We start from the raw sequence: 23,248 nt of genomic DNA, 5'->3' as shown, positions 1-23,248 counted from the left end.
GAACAATCAACCTGAATCAGGAGGCTTTGAAAATGGAAAAAAACGGACTTGTTGTCGGACTCCGGGGGAGTAAGGCTATCATAGAAATAGCACGCATGTCGAGCTGCGGAGACAAATGCGCGACCTGCGCAGGAGGATGCAGTACACCGCCTCTGGTGGTAGAGGTGGACAACGCGCTTCAGGCAAAACAAGGGGACTTTGTTGTCCTCGAGGCGCCGGAGCACGCGATCATCCAATCGACTATGATAATGTACACACTTCCACTGGTGGTCTTTATTCTGGGCGTGGTCCTGGGCATGCAGGTGTTCGCGGGTTTTGTGCCGGCGAATCCCGAGCTGGTTGGAATCCTGACAGGCTTCATTTTTCTTGTGTTTTCCTATGTCGGAATTGCCCTGTTTAGAAAAGATAAACAGATCTTAAAAATGCGCACGATCCTGAAAAAACTGTGAGGTGCATGGATCCATGAAAGGCAAATGGATGGGCATGGCGTTCATTGTCATAGGCGCGCTGCTGCTCTTAAAGAACGTGTTCAGATTTGATTTCGATGTGACGCTGTTTGTGCTGGGCGGACTGTTTCTGGCCGCCTATTTTGGGGTTCAGAAGAATGGAAGCCGCAACATTGGATTTTTGATTCCGGGTTCCATCCTTTTATTCCTGGGCTTCAATGATTTGGTGCAGTCGCTGAATCTGCTGCCCAGGTCACTCGAGAGTATGGCGCCTCTTGTCTTTATTGGTCTGTCCTTTGTGGTGATCTATGTGATCAGTTCAGTCCTCGGTCCCAAAACCGCCCACTGGGCTCTTTTGGTTGGAGCCATTCTGCTGGCCATTGCGGCGCTGACTTTTGTGGCAGAGAATCACTGGATCTCCCGCGAGGCACTGGCGCTCTATGGATTGCCTGTGGTGCTGATTCTTGTGGGTGTAGTCATTCTGCTGAGGGCAGTCAGCGGTGCGGGGCGAAAATCTTAGGTGTAGGTATGACAATATTTTGAACCCTCGCAGGCGGCAGCTTGCGGGGGTTTTTCAAAAGAAAGGTGAAGACGGGGGCAGTGGGCACTTGCCACAAATATCCGGTTCCAACACCGACGGAAGAGGTCGTCTGCGATTTTGCCTGCTGACCCCGCCCCCCCCTCATTAACACCCACATTTCTCACATCAAATTTCTCTGCATGATTCGCCTCCGTCTGGGTAAATAAATATCAGAAACGACAGAAAAGGTGGGATTACTATGACATTACAAGGCAAAAAGTCCCAGGCTCCTGAAATTTATAGTGACGGCGCGCGGAAGATTTTCTACAACGGCCAGATGGCAGATGTGGAACGACCCGTTTATATCGATATGACGTCATTGTTTGATAATTTTGTGACTGTGGTGCTCTCCAGGCGCGCAGAACCCAGATCTGTGATAGGATTTGAAATGATTTTGGAGGAGGACGTGCACAGCGTCGTCGCCAAGGTTGTAAGCGTGCGGCAGACTGCCATGGGCTATGAGACCCGGGTGCTGATCGAGTTTATCCCTGAGGAGCTGATCCGCGAAATTGAGGAGCATCTCTCACGTCAGGCCCTTGTTCTTGAAGATGACTATGAGTAACATCTTGACAGCCGGCTGCAAAACGGCTAGGATAGGGACATAGTTATTCTAGAGTGCATAGAGCTATGACGAAACAAAGTAGTCCGGTACGCGGGGTTCAGAGAGCAGGTCGGTGGTGCGAGACCTGACGAAGGTATAGGATGAATTACGGTTTTCCGAGCTTCAGAACGGTTTTTTTTCGCCGCTGTACAGCGGGGGCGGAGTTAAAGCCGGGCTGCGCGGACGCGCGTTAAGACGTCTTCAAGATACCATCGGCAGGGGCTTTGTGTTTTAAGGTCTTTGCGGCAGAAGGATGGTATGAATTAAGGTGGTACCACGAGCCCTCTCGTCCTTAACCAGGACGGGAGGGTTTTTTGTTGTTTTTGAAGCAGAGACAGTTAAAATCAGTCAATTTTGTGAGGGAGGTTCACATTAACATGCAAAACGTTTTTGATGTACTAAAGGCGCGGGGCTTCATTGAGCAGGCCACGCATGAAGAGGAGCTCAGAGCGCTTCTGGGCAAGGAATCAGTCACGTTCTACATTGGATTTGATCCAACGGCGGACAGCCTGCACATTGGTCACTTCATCCAGATCATGGTCATGATGCACATGCAGCGCCACGGCCACAAGCCTATTGCTTTGGTTGGAGACGGCACGGTCAAGGTTGGGGATCCGTCCGGCAAAACGGAGATGCGGCAAATGCTGGTCTATGACACGATCAACGCGAACGCGGCCAAGATCAAGCGCCAGCTGCAGAATCACCTGACCATTGATGGCGTCACGGGCTTCATGGACAACAACGCCAAGTGGCTGGATCACCTGAACTACATTGAGTTCCTGCGGGATGTGGGCTCGAAGTTCTCGGTCAACCGCATGCTGTCGGCGGAGTGCTTCAAGTCGCGGCTGGAACGGGGCCTGTCGTTCCTGGAGTTCAACTACATGATCATGCAGGCTTACGACTTCCTTGAGCTCTACAGACGCTACAACTGCAAAATGCAGCTGGGCGGCAACGACCAGTGGTCCAATATCCTGGCGGGCGTCGAGCTCGTGCGCAAGGCGGATCAGGGCGAGGTGTTCGGCCTGACGTTTAAACTGCTGACGACCTCCGATGGCCGCAAAATGGGCAAAACCGAAGCGGGCGCCATCTGGATCGATCCGGAGAAGACATCGCCGTACGAGCTGTTCCAGTACTTCAGAAATGTCGAGGACGCGGACGTCGAGAACTGTCTCAAGCTCCTGACTTTCCTGCCGCTTGAAGAGATCGAGGCTCTCGTGAAAGTTGAAGGCTCCGAGATCAACAAGGCGAAGGAAATTCTGGCTTATGAGATTACGAATATCATCCACGGCAGGGATGAGGCGGACAAGGCTTTGGCTGCGGCCCGCGCACTCTTTGGCAATTCCGGGGATTTGGCTGAGATGCCGACGACGGAGATGGCAGCCGCTGATTTCGCTGATGGCAAGGGCATGAACATTATTGATTTGCTCATGGCTGCCGGACTCATCCCGTCCAAGGGCGAGGGCAGAAGACTGATCGCCCAGAAGGGTGTCACGCTTGGCGGCGAGGTTGTGGAGAGTCACGAGCTGGTCGTCGGGGCTGAGCGCTTTGAGGATGGTGCGCTGATGATCCGCAAGGGCAAGAAGATTTATCACAGGATTGTGTTGAAGTAAGGTGAGAAGAAGGTGCCTGACACCAATTTCCTTTTCGGAAATCGGTGTCAGGCACTTTTTTTTAGAAAAAAACATAAAAATACATTATTTTTTGTTGCTCAAAACCAAAGTAATTTATGTTAAACTAACAAAGGCGAACGTTCGTGTTTTGTAGAATCTTAACTCTACGAATTTTCAACCTATTTCGACAATTCGTCCAGCGGTGGTACCTAATCGTGTCAGGAGGACTTTCATGGATCCAATATTGAGAATGACAGGCATCAGCAAGTACTTTGGCACCTTCGCGGCTAATGAGGGTGTCGATTTTGATGTTTTGCCCGGTGAAATCCATGCGCTCTTGGGTGAAAACGGGGCGGGCAAGTCGACTTTAATGAATGTGCTCTACGGTCTATACAGGCCGGATAAGGGCGAAATCTGGTTTGACGGGCAGACGAGGCACTTTGCGTCATCCAGGGATGCGATCCTGTCGGGGATTGGCATGATCCATCAGCACTTTATGCTGGTCCCGGTACATACAGTGCTAGAAAACATCATCATGGGCATGGGAAAAGAAAAAGGATTTCTTGTCAAGGAAGCCCAGCTCGAAAAAGAAGTGCTCGAGATCGCGGCGCGCTACGGCATGGAAATCAATCCCCGGGCTCTCGTCGCTGAGCTGTCGGTGGGAGAGCAGCAGCGCGTCGAAATAGTCAAGGCGCTGTTCCGCGGTACCAAACTCCTGATCATGGACGAGCCAACCGCCGTTCTGACCCCTCAGGAAACAGAAGAGTTGTTCAAAACCCTCCGGCGCATGTCGGATGAGGGCATGTCCATCATCCTCATCACCCACAAATTGAACGAGGTCATGTCGGTTTCCAACCGGGTCACGGTGCTGAGGGACGGCAAGGTCACCAACACAGTCATGACCAGGGACTCCAGCGAGTACGAGCTGACCCGCTTCATGATTGGACGGGAGCTGTCGCCGGCGTGCCGGGAAGGCCGCTGCTGCGGGGAACAGCAGGTCCTGGAGCTGGATCACGTGATCTGCGAAGGGGAAATGGGCAACCACACCTTGGACAATGTATCGCTTTCGGTGTGTGCAGGTGAGATTCTGGGGATTGCTGGCGTCGACGGCAACGGACAGAAGGAGCTCGCTGAGATTGTCGTGGGGCTGCGTGCCTTGAAGAGCGGGCGCATCTTCCTGAGCGGAGAGGAAATTGCGGGGAAGTCGATTCTGGAGATCATCGGCAAAGGCATTGGGTACATACCGGAGGATCGACACAAGCGCGGGTTGGTGCTTGACTTTACCATCGGCGAAAACCTGATCCTTAAGGATTTTAATAAGAAGCCATTTACGAAGGGCGGGCTGTTCGACTTCGGGAAGATTCACGGCCACGCGGACGACATGATCAAGAAGTACTCCATCAAGACGTCGGCGGCGGGGCGGGAATCCGAGGCGCGCAAGCTGTCCGGAGGCAACCAGCAGAAGATCGTCGTGGCCCGGGAAGTGGACAAGGGGCCGAAGCTGCTGATCGCGGTGCAGCCGACCCGGGGCGTGGACATAGGCGCTACGGAATTCATTCATAAGCAGATTTTGAAGGCGAAGGAAAATGGCACGGCGGTTCTTCTGATTTCGACGGAGCTGTCGGAGATCAATCAGCTGTCGGATCGGATCGCGGTGATTTACAAGGGGCAGATCATGGGCGAGATTCCGCATGAGGCCTTCGAGGAGAGCCTGATTGGCCTGATGATGGCCGGGATGACCTATGAAAAGGCCATGGCGGCGACCCGTGGGACTGGCCAGGTTTCGAGGCAAGAGACGGGCCAAGAGACGGGCCAAGAGACGGGCCAAGGGATTAAAGCAAGTACGGTTTTAGCCGATGGTCATGGGTCCGCCCAAATCGCAGAATCCACGAAAGAGCAGGTGAACGCATGAGCGCGCTGGACAAACGCATTAGAGACGCCTTTTTGAAACCGGGCGCGCGGCGGTGGAGCGTCTACTCGCTGCTGGTGCCCATTGTCTCCGTCCTTTTGGCGCTGGTGCTGGGCAGCGTGCTGCTGCTGTTTATTGGCATCAACCCCCTGGAGGCGTACTGGTATCTGATCTTTTCCAATTTCAGCAACACTTATAACATTGCGGAGGTGCTGGTCAAGGCGACGCCAATTGCGCTCACGGGCCTGGCGTTTACCTTCGCGTTCCGGACTGGGCTATTCAATATTGGCGGCGAGGGACAGATGTTCGCGGGCGCCATGGCGGCGGTCTTCGTGGGACTGAAGACGGGGCATCTGCCTCCTTTTGTGACCATTGGACTTTGCCTGGCGGCGGCTATTGTGGCGGGGGGCATCTGGGGCTTCATCCCGGGCGTCCTCAAGGGCGTGTTTGGGTCCAGTGAGATTATTGTCACCATCATGTTCAACTACGTGGCGGTGTATCTGCTGAGCTTTTTGGTGGATAAGCCCCTCCGGGAAGCAGCAGGCTTTTACCCGCAGACGGACATGATTGGCGAAAACGCGTTCCTGCCATTTCTGATTCAGAACACACGTCTTCATATTGGCCTCGTCGTTGCCATTATTCTCAGCATTTTGGTCTATGTCGTTCTCTGGAAGACACCGCTGGGCTTCAGGCTGCGGGCGGTGGGCTACAACCCGGACGGCGCGGAATACGCCGGCATCAACATCCGGCGCAACATGATCCTGGCCATGGTCATTTCCGGGGCTTTGGCGGGTGTGGCCGGCTTTACGGAGATCAACGGCATCCATCACCGGATGATGGACAACTTCTCCAGAAATGTCGGCTTTGACGGCATTGCGGCGTCACTGCTCGGCGGCGCGACTCCGGGCGGAGTCTTCGTGTCCTCAATTCTGCTGGGGATGCTGCAGACCGGCGCCAGCGCCATGCAGCGCGGGGTCGGGGTGCCGGCCAACATTGTGAGCATTATCCAGGCGCTGATTATTATTCTGGTGCTCGCCGGAAACATGATGCGGCCGAAGCTTGAATTGAGATTGAAGGTCAAGCGCCAGGAGCGCGAAGAGCGCGAAGCGCGCCAAGAGAGCCAGGGGCATCAAGAGGGAGGGATCGACGCATGAATGACATCATGAACGCAGCTTTTTTCGTCGCTTTGCTGTCTGCAGCGCTGAGACTTTCAGTCCCCATTCTGTTTGCGGCACTCGGGGGCATGTTTTCTGAGCGTTCCGGGGTTGTCAATATTGGACTTGAAGGGATTATGCTCACCGGCGCTTTTGCCGGCGTCGTAGGCTCCTACTTTACCGGCAGCCAGTGGCTGGGCGCTTTAGTGGCTATGCTGAGCGGGATCGCCCTCGCGGCGCTGTTCGCGCTGATCACGGTGAAGGTTCAGATCAACCAGATCGTCAGCGGCATTGCCATTAACCTGTTGGCGGTGGGCCTGACCAGCTTCTTCTTCCGGGCGCTGTTTGGCATCACCACGACGCCTATTACGGTTAACGCCTTTTCGCCGGTGTCACTTCCTGGGCTGTCTACGCTGCCATTTGTGGGGGAGGTCCTGTTCTCCCAGACCGCGCTGGTCTACATAGCTTTCTTGCTGGTACCGGTGTCCTGGTTCATCCTTTATAAGACCTCCTGGGGTTTGAGCATCCGTACTGTCGGGGAACATCCGACCGCCGCGGACACCGTGGGCATTCCGGTGAACCGAGTCCGCACCCTGTGCGTGCTGGCCAGCGGTGCCCTAGCCGGCCTTGGCGGCGCGTTCCTGTCCCTGGGGCAGTTTAATATGTTCGTCGACAACATGATTTCCGGGCGCGGCTTTATCGCCGTCGCAGCAGTTATATTTGGCCGATGGAACCCCAAAGGCATCCTGATTGCCTCGCTGATTTTCGGCGTGGCGGACGCTCTGCAGATCCGGCTCCAAACGGCCGGCATCGGGATTCCATACCAGTTTCTTCTGATGTTCCCTTATCTCCTGACGGTAGTGGCGTTGACGGGGATTGTGGGCAAGACAGTGGCACCAAAGGCTTTGGGAAAAGCCTATGCAAAATAGTGCGCTTACGGGTGCGCGTAGCGCGCAAAAAAATTCAAGGGGGAATGAAGCAATGGTGAACAAGAAGTGGTTGGTTTGGCTCATGGTCGCAGTGCTCGTCATGGCCAGTCTCGCAGGCTGCGCTCCAAAAGCAGAACCAGCAGCGCCGGCAGAACCAGCACCGGGCGCAGAAACACCAGCAGAAGAAGCTCCAAAAATCGTCCTGATCCTTCCTGGACCGATCAACGACCAAGGTTGGAACGCGACAGCTTATGAAGGCCTGAAACTCGTTGAAAAAGATCTCGGCGTGACCATGGAATACGTTGAGAGCGTTCAGCAGGCAGACTTTGAGTCAACCTTCAGAGATTACGGCGAAAAAGGCTATGATCTCGTTTTCGCGCACGGCACTCAATTCTTTGATGCAGCTAAAGCCATTGGTCCTCAGTATCCGGACACATTCTTCATGGTCATCAACTCTGAAGAGGGCGTTGAGCCGAACGTTGGCGGCATTGGCATCCGTGAGTGGGAAGGCGGCTATGTTGCCGGAACTCTCGCAGCTATGAACACCACCAGCAAGCAAATGGGCGCGATTGGCTCGTTCCCATTCCCTGTTATCGAGGGAACCCTTGACGCGTTTGAAGCTGCTGCCATGGCAGTGGATCCGGCGATCAAAGTCACCAAGACTTATGTCAACTCTTGGGATGATATCCAAAAGGGTAAGGAAACTGCCCTTGCTATGATTGAAGCAGGCTCGGATCTCGTGTTCTGCTCGGCTAACCAGGTTGGCCTCGGCTCAATTGACGCGGCTAAGACAAAGGGCGTCAAAGCGATTGGCTATATCTCCCCTCAAAATGAAGTCGCGCCTGGCACCGTTATTTCGAGTATCACTTACAACACTCCGGGCCTCTTCAAAGTTGCGGTTCAAGATTTCCTTGACGGTAAACTGACAGCCACTGGAAAATCCCTTGGCTGGGCCGATGGTGTCCTGGACGTCCAATGGGCAGACGGCGTCACCGATGAGATGAAAGCGACTATAGAAAAGACGATTCAAGATCTGAAAGATGCGAAGATTGAGAACCCGTACGTACCGGGTGATTAAAATTCGCGAAAGCAAAGACATGCATAAATAAAGACAAAGCCGCCTGGTCGAGAGCTTGCTCTCGACCAGGCGGTTTTGTCTTTATTTATATAGGGCGCAGCCCGTGACCGAAGCGCAGCTTTCAACCGAGCGAAGCGAGGCTGAAAGCGAAGCGAGGTGCATGTCTGGTGGCGTGAGTTGAAGGTTTATATAGGGCGCAGCCCGTGACCGAAGCGCAGCCTGTCACCGAGTGCAGCGAGGCGATAGGCGAAGCGAGGTGCACGTCTGATGTGTGAGTTGTAGCTTGATCCCGATTCAGCAGAGAGCCCGCTCTCGCAATGTTACAATTATATTACCCCCGTCCCCAAAGTCAAAGTTGTCCGCGTCACCAATTCAGAAACCGTCCGCGTCCCCAAACTTGAAATCCTTCTCAAAGGGGTCTATGATGGACTTAGAACGATCAAAAATGCAATCTATCCTTATCTCATTTGGGAGGATCCAACATGATTGAGGTCAATGGACTCGTGAAAATATATAAGCTGACGAAGCGGCAAATGCGACAGCGCAAAGAGAGAGACAATGTCAAAATCGCGGTCGACGGCATCACTTTTGAGGCCAGGCCTGGTGAAATCTTTGGACTGCTGGGGCCAAACGGCGCTGGGAAGACTACAACACTGCGGTGTGTTTCGACGCTTCTGTCTCCATCGGAGGGAGACATTCGTGTTTGCGGTTTTGATACAGCCACTCAGGGCGTCGAGGTTAGAAAGCGCATTGCATTTCTCACCAATGAGCTCAAGCTGGACGGCCATTTCACGCCGCGCTACACTATCCGTTATTTTGGGAGCCTCTACAATATGGCGTCGGAAGAAATTGAAGCCAGGGCTGCCTCGCTCTTCAAAACCTTTGGCATCGAAGGCTTCCAGGATACCAAAATCGACGACCTATCCACTGGAATGAAGCAAAAGCTCTCCATTGCCGTAAGTCTGATTCACGATCCTGAAGTTGTCATCTTCGACGAACCCACCAATGGGCTCGATATTATCACTGCCCGAACCGTCACAGACTATTTGCTCAGTTTAAAGTCGGAAGGAAAAACAATTATTGTGTCGACGCACATTATGTCCGTCGCTGAAAAACTTTGTGACAGATTCGCCGTGATCCTCGGTGGCAAGATCGTCGCCCAGGGCACGCTGGAGGAGGTTCTGAAAGCCGCCGTAAACACCCGGAATCAAGTCTCTGAAACAATCCTGGATCTCGAGGACGCCTTTTTCAGGTTTTATCAGCGCCAGGAAGAGAAAGGCCATGCCGATGAGGTGATGTCATGAACCGCGAAATTCTAACCATTCTGCGAAAGGAACTGGCCCGTGTCTTTACAGACCGCAGACTCGTCATCTCCGCATTTATTATGCCGGCGCTGACCATCGCGCTGCTGTATGGTGTCATGGGGGTCATGATCACGCGCATGGTCGAAGACCGTCAGGAACACCAGACGGAAATCGCCGTGATCGACGCGCCAGCCTCGTTTGCCGCTTACTCTGAACGTCATCCCCAGGAGGACATGACTCTTCAGCTGGTGGAGGCGGAACGCTTGCCGGAACTCAAGGGCCTTCTCTTCACAGGAGAGCTCGACGCTATTTTAGCCTTCGACAAAGGCTTTGACACGCAGCTCATCCACTATAAAACTGAGACAAAGCAGCCCGGTATCAAAATTTACTACAACGCTGCGGAGGATTATTCGGTGGATGCAAGAAGCAGGCTGATGACCGGACTCCTGAAGGACTACGAAGCCGGTGTTCTGACCGCCAGGTTTGGAGACGCGAACTACCTGACTGCCTTTGAGACTTCGGACGAGGTCGTGGCAGATCCCAAGAAAGTTGCCGGAAAAGGCATAGGCAGCTTCCTGCCGCTGCTGCTCTCTATTTTCCTCTTCGCAGGCGGCATGGGCGTGGGACTCGATGCCATTGCCGGAGAAAAAGAGCGGGGCACCATGGCGACCATGCTGGTGACGCCGGTGCGGCGTGAGGCCATTGCCTTTGGCAAGCTTCTCAGCCTGGGGGTGGTGGCGTTTCTCAGCAGCATATCCACCATGATAGGTATGATCGCGTCAGCGCCTTTCGCGACTTTTTTGTTCAGCAGTCCTGAAGCAGAAAGCGAAGGAGCAGCAGCTGCAGCTGGCTTCATGATCTCTCCCGGTTACATCGCTGCTTTGCTCTTCATCTCCATTGTGCTGACCATGATCTACGTGGCGCTGATCAGCCTGGTCAGCGTTTACGCTCGAAATGTCAAGGAAGCCGGAACGTATATCACACCAATCTACATGCTGGTCATGCTGCTGGGGGTCCTGACGACCTTCAGTACCGGTCAGCCAGCCCCTTGGGTATTTGGAATCCCTATCTATGGCAACATCATGCTCATGAAAATGTCGCTGTCCTACGAGATGACCTGGCAGATGCTGGCTCTGAACACGGCGGTTTCCCTGGTTTTTCTGGCAATATTGGTCGCTGTCATAAGAAAAATGTTCAACTCTGAGCGCGTCATGTTCAATGCTTAAATGTCCATTAAGGAAGGCTTCAATGCCCAAATGCGTCAGAAAATTGAATTTTCAGGCATTAAAGTATTTTCGAGGCGCCTTCAATGCGGTATGATAGTTGAATAGAAAGAGGTGGTCCGGGTGATTTATTTCAACAGCAAACCTGAAATCATTGAAGCGGCGATCCAGTCCGCGCCAGCCAACGCCTGGATTGGCGAATTTTCCGGGCGCGACAGCGTTGCAGCCATTATAGCGGCGTTTGAACGCGACGCCTGTGACTTTGTGCTGCCCGTGGCCAGTTTTGCGGGCACTGAATATGGCGATACCCGGGACCTGCTGGAAAATCACGCTCACCTTCGAACGGAGATCAAAACTCGCTATGGGGGTGCCAAAACCATCGGCGAATTGATCTTTTACAGTGATCCCTTTCTTTGGGGCCTGATCAACGGGCGACATGTGGCGCAGCTCACCCGCGATTTTGGCTTTTATACGCCCTGCATAGGCTGCCACGCCTATTTTCATCTGCTGAAGCTGCCCTTCGCGAAGCGCCTCGGCAAAGTCATCATCTCCGGCGAACGCGAGAGCCACGACGGACGGGTCAAACTGAATCAGCTGCCCCAGGTTCTGGATTTTTTAAGCAGTGCGATCAGGGCTGAAGGCGTACAGCTCCTTCAGCCCATTCGGGAACTGTCTGACGGGGATGCTGTAGAGACCATGATAGGTTGGGCGTGGAAGGAAGGCGTCAACCATCCGGAGTGCACCTTCAGCAGCAACTACAAGCTGGCAGACGGCCGCGTGGACTATGACCCGACTGCGCTTGAGACATTTTTGGCGGACTATCTCGGTCCTGTGCACCGTTTGGTGGCCAAGGCCCTCGGCACGGGCTTCGACTATGACCGGCGAGCGCTGGAAGATGCCGTAAAGGGGATTTTCAATCCATGATTAAAACCATAATGTTTTTGCTGGACGGCGTCGGCGACCGGGGCCAGCCAACCTTGGGCGGACTGACCCCCCTGCAGGCGGCGCGGCTGCCTAATCTGGACCGAATTGCCAAGGCGGGCGAAACGGGTTTAATGGTGCCTCTTCGGCCGGGAATCCCACTGGGGACGGATCACGCCCACTATTTGCTCTTTGGCTACCAGTCGGAAGACTATCCGGGGCGGGCGGTTATAGATACCATCGGCGAAGGTCTTGAGCTTTCTCCAGGGGATATTGTCCTCAGGACCTCCTGGGCCACTGTGGACCCGGGTGCAGCCCGGGAGCGCCAAGATGCGGCTGAGGAGCGCCAAGCTGCAGCTGAAAAACGCTATGGTACGGCTGAGGAGCGCCAAGGTGCGGCTTTGAAACGCCCAGGCATGGCAGATGAACCACCCCGTGAGGGGTATAATTGTTTTGTCATTCAGGAACGATTTACGCCCGGGATCGACCGGCAGTCGGCGGAAAGCTTTGCGTCGACGCTGCCGGAGATGTTTGAGGACATTCGAGCGGAGTGGTATTTCTCCCACGACAGTCATGGATTTCTGATTCTCAGGGACTGCGCTGCCCGCTTCGACCCACAGATTTCGGATACGGATCCCTTTTATGAGGGGCAGCAGGTGATGGCATGCAAGCCTTTCGAAACTGCCTCTGAAAAAGCGGCGGCACTGGCAGACTGGATCAACCGGTATCTCATAGAGGTTCACAGGCGACTGAGTACGCACGCGCTCAACCTTAAGCGCATGTCTGACAGCCAGCTCCCCGCCAACTTCATGCTCACTAAATGGGCCGGACGACTTGATCTGCCGGAAGCATTCCAGCTAAGAAACGGCATGCGCGGTGCCGTCATTGCGTCGAGCAAGCTGCTGAAAGGCGTCGCGGCGTCCCTGCAAATGGATTACTACGAGTGCGGGGACTATCATGAGGCGGTCAAGTTGAGCCATCAGCTCGATTACGATTACATTCACGTTCATACTAAGGCCCCGGATACGGCGGCCCATACCAAAAGACCGGAAGAAAAAGTCCGTGTCCTCGAAGCGCTGGATCATGCTTTTGCGGCGCTGCACGCCAGTGAAGACTATCTGTATATTGTCACGGGGGATCACAGCACCGCCAGCAGCGGCAGCCTGATTCACTCCGGCGAATCCGTGCCGGTGGTGTTCCTGGGAACCATGACGCGTCGCGATCTGGGAAACGCCTTTGATGAAGTCGCCTGCGGTCTTGGCGGTTTAAGGATTACCGCGGGGGATGTGATGCCCATGATCCTGAATCTCACAGACCGGGCCAAACTCTACCATCTCCGGGCGGGTGAGAAAAGGCGGCTCTACAGGGCAATGCACGTCGAACCGCTGCGAATTGAGTTTTCGAAGACACAGACATCCAAGTGAAAAGGCAGAGGTGGAAATTATGGAAAGAATGGAAATGTTAAAAAGGGTCAAGCGCGTAGTCGTCAAGGTGGGGACTTCGACGCTGACACACCCTACAGGTCATATGAACTTTAATCAGATCGATTTGCTTGCGCGCCAGCTGGCGGATATGCAGAATCAGGGTTATGAGGTCATTCTCGTGACTTCTGGTGCGATTGGTGCCGGCGTAGGCAAACTTAACCTCAAGGAAAAGCCAAAGACGATTCCTGAAAAGCAGGCTGCTGCGGCAGTCGGCCAAGGGGTGCTGATGCACCTCTATGAGAAGTTCTTCAGCGAGTATGGAAAGATCATTGGTCAGATCCTGGTGACCAACGTGGACTTTCAGAATGAAAATCACAGACAGCATGCCCGGAACTCCTTCAATACGCTTCTCGGCATGCAGGTGATTCCAATTGTCAACGAGAATGACGCCGTCGTTGTCGACGAGATCAGAGTGGGGGATAACGACACCTTGTCGGCCTACGTTTGTCGCAATATTGACGCGGATCTTCTGATCCTCCTCTCAGACATAGACGGACTTTACAACGACGACCCGCGTGCCAATGAAGACGCGGCGCTCATCCAGACAGTGACGCGCATTGATGATGACCTGAAGGCTCTCGCCAAAGGCGCAGGCTCTGACCTGGCTACCGGCGGCATGGCGACCAAGCTGAGGGCAGCAGAAATTGCCCTGGAGGGTGGCGCGTATATGATTATTGCCAACGGATCAACGGATAAAGTGCTCAACAGAATTATGGCCGGCGAGCATCTGGGCACCTTGTTCCTGCCTGAGGCGCATCGGGCGGAAAATAAATAGTCATAAAGCTGGAAAGGCAATTGGCGCGAAGGTGCCAATTGCCTTTTGAGTATACCGCAAGGTGACAGGGGTGATGGAAGCGGGTGTCAGACACCGTCTTCCATCAAACAGTGTTGTAAGTATTCTATAAAAAGAATGACATATAATGGAAAAACGGACATAAGGCGCGCGGTTTTGCCATTTAGAAATGTAAAATAATGGGTTAAAAGGGCGGACGTATGATCCAAAATGACCAATTTAGTGAAGTGGGCGTGTGATACGACAAAATTCGAGGTTTTTGGCAGGCGAGTGGGTAATATGGCCCCATAAACCGCTAAAAACGTGGAATGGAGGACAAAATATAAATACAAAATTACTGATCTAAACAAGAAGAAAAAAGTAATAAAATAACAAATATTACTAATATTTGTATGCTGTTTAATGTATTTACCACAAAAAACCTAGTTTTTCCCAGTTGACACCTAATGTCACACGGTTGATAAAAAGTAACAGTGTGATATAATCGGGTCACTGTTAAATCCGAGTGTGCATCTTGGAAGATGACCCGGGTTTGATGTTGATCATAGATATTTCATATGTTTGAAAGGTGTTGAACCAATACATGTCTGGTTATAGAGAGGTGTTCGCCTCCGCGCTTGGTCTTATGATCACGTGGTCTGCGGCGCTGACAGGTGGGCCTGCCCATCTGAATAACGAGGGACGTATTCTGGGATCTTTGTTGACAACTTCGGCACAGGAAACCCAAATTGAAGCCGCATCCAATCTTGATGCAGTCGATTTTGAAGCCGCCAACCGCCTCTATGCGGTCATGGCGAATCAGGTTGATGAGGCTATTCAATTCGAGGATCCTGAGACGCTTACCTTAAAAAAATTACAGCAAAAGGCAGAGGCGATTGCAGAACAGACACCGCTGGACCTTGAAACTTCGCAAGTCGTTGTCGACTACGCGAAGCAGTTCGGTCTGAAGCCATCCCTGATTCTGGCAATCATCGAGACAGAAAGCAATTTTAACCCCACTGAGGTAGGAACCCATCAAGACCGGGGGCTGATGCAAATCATCCCATCCACGGAAAAGTGGCTGGCCAAAGATATGGGCCACGCGATCGGACTTGAATACAACCCAAAGAGAATTTTTGAACCAGAATACAACATAGGACTGGCAGCGACTTATTTGGCGTTTCTGAAGGATTCCTACGGTGAGAACTTCCACCGCATCCTTTCGGAATACAACCGCGGACCGTATAACCTGGCGCGTTACTTTCAGCGCAATGGGACTTACGCGACGGGCTATTCCAAAAAAGTCCTGAAACTTGAAGCCAAATACGTTGCGTTCAACGATTAGCAACGGTCCTCTGTGTACTTTCGTGTACATCAAGCGCATACAAAAAAATCCCCTGTGGCAGCGACTTTTAACGTCGGCGTGGACAGGGGATTTTTGCGTTCTGGAGACAGCTTCAGAAAAAGCTCTCTATGAAAGAGGGCTGCCGATGGTCACATTCCGAAAATCCCATCCCATTGTGGGCAGGATGACCATTGGCAAACAATTCTTTTTTGGAGTCATTCATTGCTCCAAAAAGTCTCCAGCGCCGCGGCCAATGCATCAGGAGAATGCAGGGTCACCGCGTGGGACCATTCCGGCGGGAACAGTTTGCGATACCTGGAATGGGTGAAGCGGTCGTCGACGAGAAGAACGACACCGCGGTCCGACTCCGTGCGAATAACTCTGCCGGCGGCCTGGAGAACCTTGTTCATACCGGGGAACTGATAGGCGAACCCGTAGCCGTCACCGGTGTTCACTTCGTAAAAGTCTCTCAGCAAATCGTTTTCATAATGCAGCTGCGGAAGACCGACGCCCACCACAATAACGCCGCTGAGCCTGTCGCCGGTGAGGTCAATGCCTTCGGAGAACAGGCCCCCGAGGACTGCGAAGACGACGCGGCTCTGCCGGGGCAGCACGTCAAAACTCTTGATAAAGGCCTCGCGCTCGGCGTCGTTCATTGACTGCTGCTGAACGTCCACCGTGAGGCCTGTATCCGGATTTGTGCCCGCGCTAAGCTCTTGGAGCAAAGTCCGGAAGTCGGAAAGGACCAGCCGCAGGTACTCATAGGAAGGGAAGAAGACGAGATAGTGCCCCGGTCGTCCGGCGGCAGCGACGGTTTGAATGAGTTCTGCCAGGCCTGCAGTCGTCTGATGTCGGTCTTTATAGCGGGTCGACAGGGCGCTGTACACGTAGAGCCCCAGATGCGACTGCTCAAAAGGGGAGGGCAGCCGCAGGCAAAGATCCTCCCTGCTTCCCCCGGAAACATCCCGAAAATAGGGCAGCGGATGAAGTGTCGCTGAGAACAGCACGGCGGCTTTCCCCTTTGAGAGGGCGTCATTCAGAAGGCGCTTAGGGTGCAGACAGAAGAGCTTGATTTGGAGCTCGTTCTTAAAGGACTCGGTATAGGTGATGAAATCCGGGCCGTAAAGCTCGGAAATTCTGAGAAAGCCTAGGACTTCAAAGTAAAAATCGAGCAGTTCGTCTTTGAGCTCGGGATCTATGCCGCTTTTTTCAGATTTTGCCAGGAACTTCTGGGTGGCCTCTTCGAAACGTCTCAGGCTGGCCAGAAGCGGTTCGGGCATGTGCTCATAGGTGGTATAGCGCCGGTCTTTCGCCTCTTTTTTGAGGGCGACCAGCTGGGTGTTGATTTTATCCATTGCCCGGCTGACAGTGGGCGCCGGCTTCTTCAGTCGCTTTTTAAGATCCATGACGGCAGTCTTTTGAAGGCTCGCGGAAAACATCTCTCTGGCCCGGTCCACCAGGTGATGCGCTTCGTCCACCAGAAAGACATAGCTGGCGCCCAGGTCCACGTCGAAGAACCGTTTGAGGCTGACGCGGGGATCAAAGACGTAGTTATAGTCGCAGAGCACGAGATCTGCCCAAAGCGTCAGATCCAGGGCCATTTCAAAGGGGCAGACCCGGTGCTTCTCGGCTATATGGCTTACGGACTCCCGGGACAGGATGTCATGGCTTTCCAGGGCTTCCATAAGGGCGTTGTTGATTCGGTCGAAGTGGCCTTTGGCGTAAAGGCAGTCCTCGGGTTTGCAGGAGGGCTTGTCCAGAAAGCAGATTTTCTCCTTGGCTGTCAGGACCACAGATTTGAGTCTGAGGCCGCCGGAGCTGAGCAGCGAAAGGGCGTCGGCTGCTACGGCCTGAGTCGTGGTGCGGGCGGTGAGATAGAAGAGCTTGTCTGCGTGGTTCAGCCCCAGGGCTTTGATGGTCGGAAACAGGGTGGACATGGTTTTCCCAGTGCCGGTCGGCGCTTGGACAAACATTCTTCCACCTGATAGAATAGTCTTATAAATTCGAACCGCAAGTTCTCTCTGGCCGGTTCTGTAAGCCGGATACGGGAAAGCTGAAGCGGCTATGGAGGCATTCCTCTCTACGCGCCAGGCGCGCTGCCATTTGATCCACTTCAGGTAGCGCTGTATCAGGTCCTCCATGAAGTCTGAAAGCTCCTGACTGGTCAGACGCTTGTCAAATTGAAGGATTTCCTCGGTTTCGGCGTGGATATAGGTCAGCCGGATGCCCAGGCCGAGGCTGCCATAGGACGGGCCTTCCGCAGAAATGATGTAGGCATAGCACTGAGCCTGCGCCCAGTGCAGGGGCTTGTCATCTTCTTTCAGTCTGTCCAGCGGCGTCAGAGTACTTTTGATCTCCTCGACAAAGGTGATGCCGTTTTCTTCGAAGATCCCATCGGCACGGCCTTCCAGCCTTAGCTCAATGCCATCCCGGGTCAGGTTGACAGCGAGGGGAACCTCCGCCTGATAATCCGCGTCCCTGCTCCTTTGCACCTTCTGGTGAAGGCGGGTGCCTTCCTGGGCGCGTATGCTGGACTTAAAAGAGGCGTCCAGGTCGCCGCTGCGCAGGGTGAACTCGACGAGTTCCCGGACGGAAATCTTGATGATGGCAGCGTTTGACATGAAAGCACCTCCTTGACGGTGAGTTTGCATCTCGGGCTTAACGTTAAACCAATTTCATTATATCATGGAAGCGGGCGTCTGCGGCTATGCCTATTGACCCCATCTTCTTCTGCAGCGGCTGAGTCCTTGACGCTGCCTGTTTAAACACCCCGGCTGTCCTCTTATGCCGCCCATCCCCCACAACAAGGAGGCTCGTTCACATTGAAAATCATCTTTGGCATGATCGCCCGCCAGCTCACAGATCCCGGTCCCGTAGTCGCTTTTCTCAGCAACGCCGCTCGCCATCAGCGAAAGATTGAACGCGTCATTGTCTCCGTGTCGGGCGAGATCGACCCCGCTGCGGTCCGCGCCATTGAATCCCACGCGCCCCTGGAGGTGATCGACCTGAACCGACCTGCAGCCAGAATGGCGGAGCTGGTCGAGTTTGGCCTGACAGAGGCTGAAGCGTCGGCCCTGTTCGCTCATGCCGTCTACGAACTCAGCGGCCGCATGCCTTACGGCCCAAACCGCAACGGCGTGATTCTCGCAGCCGTTAAAGCAGGCGGGGACGTTCTGTTCTTCGCGGATTCGGATGTGTCGCCAGTGCTTCTCAGCGGTACGCCACACCAGCATTTTTTCGAAGAGGCGGATGTGTTTGGCAGCCACTTGGCGGCTTTAACAGATCCGGTTTTGCCGATGGTCGGAGTCACCACCAGCGATTACTCGGGCTACTACATAATTCCGCCCATGACCTTCGAGGGCCTCGACATTTTCCTGGAAGGCCTCCAAAAGGAGGGCGCTCTGGATTTTGTAAGGCACTCAGGTCATCACCACGCGCTGACCTTTGATGCCGGAGCGGCCAGGCGCCCTTTTTCTACGGACAAGATCCTCGGAGGCAACGTCGCCATGCGGCTTGAGATTTTCAGAGAGTGTCTGCCGTTTTTTTCGACGGCCTATAACTTTGAGGGGACATGGTGGCTCACCCGCGGCGAGGATACGCTGCTGGGGAAATCTTTGGCGGCTGATGGAAAATGGAAAGTCGTTGACATTGATCTGAGGCTGTTTCACGACACGTTTGACAATTTCCCGGAGATCCCTGATCTCATAAGTGACGAAGGGATTCGGGACCGTTTTTATACGACTTGTCTGGGATGGATCGGCCGGAATCCCATTCTTAATGCCCTAGACGGTAAGGATGCCGCAGCTATTTCAAGCCGCCAGATTGAATGTCTGGCGCGCAGTGTTGACGCAGCGGCAGCCTATTTTGGGGATGACAGGTTTTTGAAGCTGCCGGAGGCGGCGAAGGCAGCAATTGAACAGCTGCCAGCTGCCCTGGAAGCCTACAAGTCTCTTCAGCAGCTTTGGCACAAAGCGGTAGAGGGCGCCTGGCGGCTGCGGCATGAGGAGAAAGCAGGGGCAGGAGGCGCAAAGTTATGACGTCTGTTTTAAGGACATGGAAGCCCATGAAACTGCTCCTGATTAACCATTTTCCACTGGAAGGTTCCGGCAGCGGCGTCTATACCCGGAATCTCGCCAAAGCTTTGGTTGAGAGGGGGCACGAGGTCCAGGTGCTGGTGCCGGAATATAAGTCAGTGGATACCACCCGCGAGGGATTCATCACCCATACGGTGCTGTTTGAGGAGACTGGGGCGGAGAGGGAACCATCGGCAACACTGGTACCGGTACTTAACTTTCCTTTTCCATGCTTTACGACGCATCCCAGAAGCCACTTCACCTTTTACGACATGGACCAGGGGCAGATCGAAGCCTACAGAGGTGCCTTCAGAGGGCGGCTTTCTGAGATTCTGGAGACTTTTGAACCTGAGGTGATCCATGCAGGGCACGTCTGGGTGTTGGCGGATCTGGTCCGGGAAACGGGCAGGCCTTATGTGATAACCTCCCACGGAACGGATCTGATGGGCTACAGCCGGGATGAGCGGTTTCGGAAAAACGCCGCAGCTGCTGAAAAAGGCGCCTGCCGGATCATCACCATTTCACGGCAGGCAGATGCGGATTTTCAGTCGGTCTTTGGTCTGGATGCGAAGCGCCGGACATTGATCTACAGCGGCTGCGATACGGGCGTCTTTCATAAGAAGGCCCGCTCGGGAGTGGGCTTGCTGTCTGGGTTCGGTTTTCATATGCCTCCTCGGCACGTCGTCTGCTTCGCCGGGAAGCTGGTGGCCTTCAAGGGCGTGGATGTCCTGCTGGCGGCGGCTGCCAGGTATGAACAGAGCTTTGAGGGACAAGTAGCTACCATTATTGCCGGTGATGGGGTATTGAAGCCGGCTTTGCTGGCTCAGGCAGAAATACTGGGTTTGAAGGGGATCCGATTTGTGGGACACCAGACTCAGGAAAAGTTGGCCGAGCTCTATAGTATCAGCGACGTCTTTGCCATGCCGTCCAGATCAGAGCCCTTTGGCCTCGCGGCACTAGAAGCCATGGCCTGCGGGCTGCCAGTGGTGGGGACGTCTGCGGGAGGACTTGACGACATCATTACCAAGGAAGTTGGACGCCTGGTACCGGTGGACGATCCCCTTGCCTTAGCGGAAAGAATTGTGGAAATCCTGAGTTTGGACGGGTCGGTTAAAGAAAAGATGCAGCAAGCCTGCATTCGCTATGTCGAGACATCTTTCAGCTGGGCGGCGACAGCAGAACGCACGGAACAGGTTTATCTGGAGTGCTTATCGGAGGGGCAGCTTAAAGACAACGCGGGCAAACCTTCTGAAATGTAGTCAAAGCAGGTTGACGACCGCACAGGAAGGATTAACCAATTTGGGGTTGAAAACCCTAGTGAAAGCGTTATACTTATAGACGCGGCACACCATCACACTTCATATCGGAGGTTATTCCATTGAAAGTTAAAAAGGCAATAATTCCCGCTGCGGGCTACGGCACGCGGTTTCTTCCAGCGACCAAGTCCATGCCAAAAGAGATGCTGACCATAGTGGACAAGCCGGCCATTCAGATTATTGTTGAAGAGGCCGTTGCTGCCGGAATAGAAGACATTCTGATTATCACAGGTCGTGGCAAAGACATGATCCAGGACCATTTCGACAATACCCCTGAGCTTGAGGCAGTGCTTGAAAAGCAGGGCAAGGCAGAACTCCTCAAGATTGTTCAGGATGTCTCCAATCTGGCGAATGTTCACTATGTCCGCCAGAAAGAAGCCCTTGGTCTTGGCCACGCCGTACTTTGCGCGAAAACTTTTGTGGGCAATGAGCCCTTCGTAGTTATGCTGGGAGACGACATAGTCGACAGCGACATTCCCTGCACCAAGCAGCTGATAGATGCCTTTGAGACGTATCAGTGTTCCGTCGTGGGCGTCCAGCCTGTGGACTGGTCCCAGGTGGATAAGTACGGGATCGTGGAAGTTGAAGAGATCAAGGACCGGGACCTCCGTGTCAGAGGCCTCGTAGAGAAACCGGCGCTGGATGAAGCGCCATCCAACTACGCCATATTGGGCCGTTATTTATTGACGCCGGAAATATTCGACAAGCTTCAGAACACCAAGCCGGGCAAAAATGGCGAAATTCAGTTGACGGACGCGCTGAGAGGTCTGCTCGAGGACCAGGGCATTGTAGCCCATAATTTTGAGGGGACGCGCTACGACACCGGAGATAAGCTGGGTTACCTGAAAGCCACCGTGGAAATGGGGCTGCGCCACAGCGAAGTGAAGGATCGGTTCCGGGATTATCTCAAGAGTCTCGGTGAGAGCTTATAATAACACAAAGCAGAGGAAGACGGCATCAGTGCCGTCTTCCTCTGCTTTGTGTGGTAGCACAGTTTGCTGCCGTTGGCGTTTGGTACTGTGCCGGCGATGTCTTTTTCCCTCCAGTTTATCTCACCGCGCCAGCTCGTAAATGGCAGCCGCGTAAATTTTCGTTATCAAAACCAAATCGTCTACACCGTAGAACTCATCCTTTTGGTGGGCGGTTTCTTCCATGCCCGGGAACATGGGTCCGAAGGCGACCGCATTTTCAAAGGCACGGGCATAAGTACCCCCGCCGATGGTTATGGCATCCGCCTCATCGCCTGTATAAGCCTGATAGACCTTCATCAATGTGGTCACGAGGGGATGATCCTTTGGTACATAGAGCGGCTTCTGATGCTCTAGATTCACAAGGTCAAAGCCCCATAGGCCGGCAGCTTCACGCACGCCTTGAAGGACAGCGTCGCCCTCTGCCGTAATTGGGTATCTGATATTGATCGTCAGTGAGCCTGAACCGAACCTTTCGTCCAATGCCGCTATGCCCACATTGAAGACGAGTTTTCCGGAAGCCTCATCCTCGAAGGCGCAGCCCATGCGCTCACCGTGGAGATCGCTGCCAATCTGTGCCGCGTAAAATCTGACAAAATTGGTCAGATCCCCAATTTCCAGATCCAGACAATCCAGGAATCCAAGCAAGTCAGAGATGGCATTACGCCCTTTCCAAGGGGTGCTGCCGTGGGCCGAGGTGCCGTAGGCTTTGACGGTGGCAGTAGTTCCGTCTGCACTGGTTTCCAGGGTGACGTGAGCGCCGGAGTCTGTATTCCAGGCATTCAGGAGGTCTTCAGAAGGCTTGTAATTTTCAAGGACTGCCTCAGCGTAGTCGGGCACCATATTGGGACGGTTGCCGCCGCTCAGGCTGACGAGGCGCATTCCGCCATCGCTGAGGTGCTCTTTGAAAGTCTTGACCAGATCGAAGATGAGAATGCCCATTTCACCATGAATCGCAGGAAAATCCGCATCCGGAGAAAACGCAATGGTAGGGGCTTCTTCATGTTGTTTATAGTAGTCCATACAGCCCCAGCCGCTCTCTTCATCCGTTCCAAAAATGAGGCGGACGCGTTTTGAAAGGGGCAGGCCTGAGTCCCTGACGGCTTTCATGGCATATAAAGCTGCCGCGGCGGGACCTTTGTTGTCATTGATGCCGCGGCCGTAAATTCGGCCGTCTGCAATGTCGCCGCTATAGGGGTCGTGGGTCCAGCCGTCGCCTTCAGGCACGACGTCCAGATGGACGAGGATGCCGACCATGTCGCTGCCCTGTCCCATTTCTGCATAGCCCGCGTAATGGTCTACATTGCGGGTTGCAAAGCCCATGCTATTCGCCTTTTCAAGGGCGTGGGTCAGGCAGGCATCAATTCCGGGGCCAAAGGGCATGTGGGGTTCTTCGGGCATCTTGACGCTCTTGAAACGGATTAATTCCTGGGTCGTCTTGATCAGTTCTTCTTTCATGTCGTCTATGAGTGGATCGAATTGCTGCATGGACAAAGCCCTCCCAATTCAGGTTTTTAGATGAAAGAACTCGGCAG

General features: G+C 53.9%; 19 protein-coding genes. 17 read left to right on the top strand and 2 right to left on the bottom strand.

Annotation, left to right across the window (positions count from 1 at the left end; translation table 11 throughout):
* The first annotated feature begins 32 nt into the window (after positions 1-32).
* From AC4PHM_RS11645 to AC4PHM_RS11580, 14 genes are all read left to right on the top strand, one after another.
* Complete coding sequence (locus tag AC4PHM_RS11645; protein ID WP_492017926.1) at positions 33-449, top strand: SoxR reducing system RseC family protein; 417 nt, start codon at positions 33-35, stop codon at positions 447-449.
* A gap of 13 nt (positions 450-462) precedes the next feature.
* The gene (locus AC4PHM_RS11640; protein WP_492017925.1) at positions 463-966 is read left to right on the top strand and encodes a hypothetical protein; all 504 of its coding nucleotides are present in this window, start codon (positions 463-465) and stop codon (positions 964-966) included.
* A 259-nt stretch (positions 967-1,225) separates the two neighbouring features.
* Positions 1,226-1,588, top strand: a complete 363-nt coding sequence (locus AC4PHM_RS11635) for a hypothetical protein (protein WP_492017924.1) — start codon at positions 1,226-1,228, stop codon at positions 1,586-1,588.
* 416 nt (positions 1,589-2,004) lie between these two features.
* Positions 2,005-3,237, top strand: coding sequence for a tyrosine--tRNA ligase (tyrS, locus tag AC4PHM_RS11630; RefSeq protein ID WP_492017923.1), 1,233 nt, complete (start codon positions 2,005-2,007; stop codon positions 3,235-3,237).
* A 232-nt stretch (positions 3,238-3,469) separates the two neighbouring features.
* A complete protein-coding gene (locus AC4PHM_RS11625; protein ID WP_492017922.1) occupies positions 3,470-5,149 on the top strand; it encodes an ABC transporter ATP-binding protein in 1,680 nt (559 codons plus the stop codon).
* Positions 5,146-6,300 (top strand): ABC transporter permease, encoded by a 1,155-nt coding sequence (locus AC4PHM_RS11620; RefSeq protein ID WP_492017921.1) that lies wholly within the window; start codon positions 5,146-5,148, stop codon positions 6,298-6,300. Before AC4PHM_RS11625 ends, AC4PHM_RS11620 begins: the two co-directional genes overlap by 4 nt.
* Complete coding sequence (locus tag AC4PHM_RS11615; protein ID WP_492017920.1) at positions 6,297-7,229, top strand: ABC transporter permease; 933 nt, start codon at positions 6,297-6,299, stop codon at positions 7,227-7,229. The genes AC4PHM_RS11620 and AC4PHM_RS11615 overlap by 4 nt, the downstream gene beginning before the upstream one ends.
* 52 nt (positions 7,230-7,281) lie before the next feature.
* The gene (locus AC4PHM_RS11610) at positions 7,282-8,307 is read left to right on the top strand and encodes a BMP family protein (RefSeq protein ID WP_492017919.1); all 1,026 of its coding nucleotides are present in this window, start codon (positions 7,282-7,284) and stop codon (positions 8,305-8,307) included.
* A 482-nt stretch (positions 8,308-8,789) separates the two neighbouring features.
* Entirely contained in the window at positions 8,790-9,611 is an 822-nt protein-coding gene (locus AC4PHM_RS11605; RefSeq protein ID WP_492017918.1) for an ABC transporter ATP-binding protein, read from the top strand.
* Positions 9,608-10,837 (top strand): ABC transporter permease, encoded by a 1,230-nt coding sequence (locus AC4PHM_RS11600; RefSeq protein WP_492017917.1) that lies wholly within the window; start codon positions 9,608-9,610, stop codon positions 10,835-10,837. Before AC4PHM_RS11605 ends, AC4PHM_RS11600 begins: the two co-directional genes overlap by 4 nt.
* A gap of 120 nt (positions 10,838-10,957) precedes the next feature.
* The gene (locus tag AC4PHM_RS11595; RefSeq protein WP_492017916.1) at positions 10,958-11,758 is read left to right on the top strand and encodes a hypothetical protein; all 801 of its coding nucleotides are present in this window, start codon (positions 10,958-10,960) and stop codon (positions 11,756-11,758) included.
* On the top strand, positions 11,755-13,179 hold the full coding sequence (locus AC4PHM_RS11590) for a BPG-independent phosphoglycerate mutase family protein (RefSeq protein WP_492017915.1): 1,425 nt from the start codon (positions 11,755-11,757) through the stop codon (positions 13,177-13,179). Before AC4PHM_RS11595 ends, AC4PHM_RS11590 begins: the two co-directional genes overlap by 4 nt.
* Positions 13,180-13,198: 19 nt before the next feature.
* Entirely contained in the window at positions 13,199-14,014 is an 816-nt protein-coding gene (gene proB / locus AC4PHM_RS11585) for a glutamate 5-kinase (RefSeq protein WP_492017914.1), read from the top strand.
* Between the two features lie 601 nt (positions 14,015-14,615).
* Positions 14,616-15,356 (top strand): lytic transglycosylase domain-containing protein, encoded by a 741-nt coding sequence (locus tag AC4PHM_RS11580; RefSeq protein ID WP_492017913.1) that lies wholly within the window; start codon positions 14,616-14,618, stop codon positions 15,354-15,356.
* Positions 15,357-15,571: 215 nt separating this feature from the next.
* Here AC4PHM_RS11580 and AC4PHM_RS11575 read toward each other — a convergent pair whose 3' ends face one another.
* A complete protein-coding gene (locus AC4PHM_RS11575; protein ID WP_492017912.1) occupies positions 15,572-17,977 on the bottom strand; it encodes a helicase C-terminal domain-containing protein in 2,406 nt (801 codons plus the stop codon).
* A 201-nt stretch (positions 17,978-18,178) separates the two neighbouring features.
* On the opposite strand from AC4PHM_RS11575, the gene AC4PHM_RS11570 reads away from it, so the two are divergent.
* The 3 genes from AC4PHM_RS11570 (at position 18,179) to galU (ending at position 21,677) form a co-directional block, all read left to right on the top strand.
* On the top strand, positions 18,179-19,393 hold the full coding sequence (locus AC4PHM_RS11570; protein ID WP_492017911.1) for a hypothetical protein: 1,215 nt from the start codon (positions 18,179-18,181) through the stop codon (positions 19,391-19,393).
* Positions 19,390-20,688: a glycosyltransferase family 4 protein gene (locus AC4PHM_RS11565; protein ID WP_492017910.1), complete on the top strand. Its 1,299-nt coding sequence runs from the start codon at positions 19,390-19,392 to the stop codon at positions 20,686-20,688. The genes AC4PHM_RS11570 and AC4PHM_RS11565 overlap by 4 nt, the downstream gene beginning before the upstream one ends.
* 113 nt (positions 20,689-20,801) lie before the next feature.
* Complete coding sequence (galU, locus tag AC4PHM_RS11560) at positions 20,802-21,677, top strand: UTP--glucose-1-phosphate uridylyltransferase GalU (protein ID WP_492020505.1); 876 nt, start codon at positions 20,802-20,804, stop codon at positions 21,675-21,677.
* A gap of 120 nt (positions 21,678-21,797) precedes the next feature.
* On the opposite strand, the gene pepV is transcribed toward galU, so the two are convergent.
* Positions 21,798-23,201: a dipeptidase PepV gene (gene pepV / locus AC4PHM_RS11555; RefSeq protein WP_492017909.1), complete on the bottom strand. Its 1,404-nt coding sequence runs from the start codon at positions 23,199-23,201 to the stop codon at positions 21,798-21,800.
* Positions 23,202-23,248 lie beyond the last annotated feature (47 nt).

The organism is Acidaminobacter sp. QWL-03, assembly GCF_058683855.1.
This window is presented reverse-complemented; position numbering and strand designations above follow the sequence as displayed.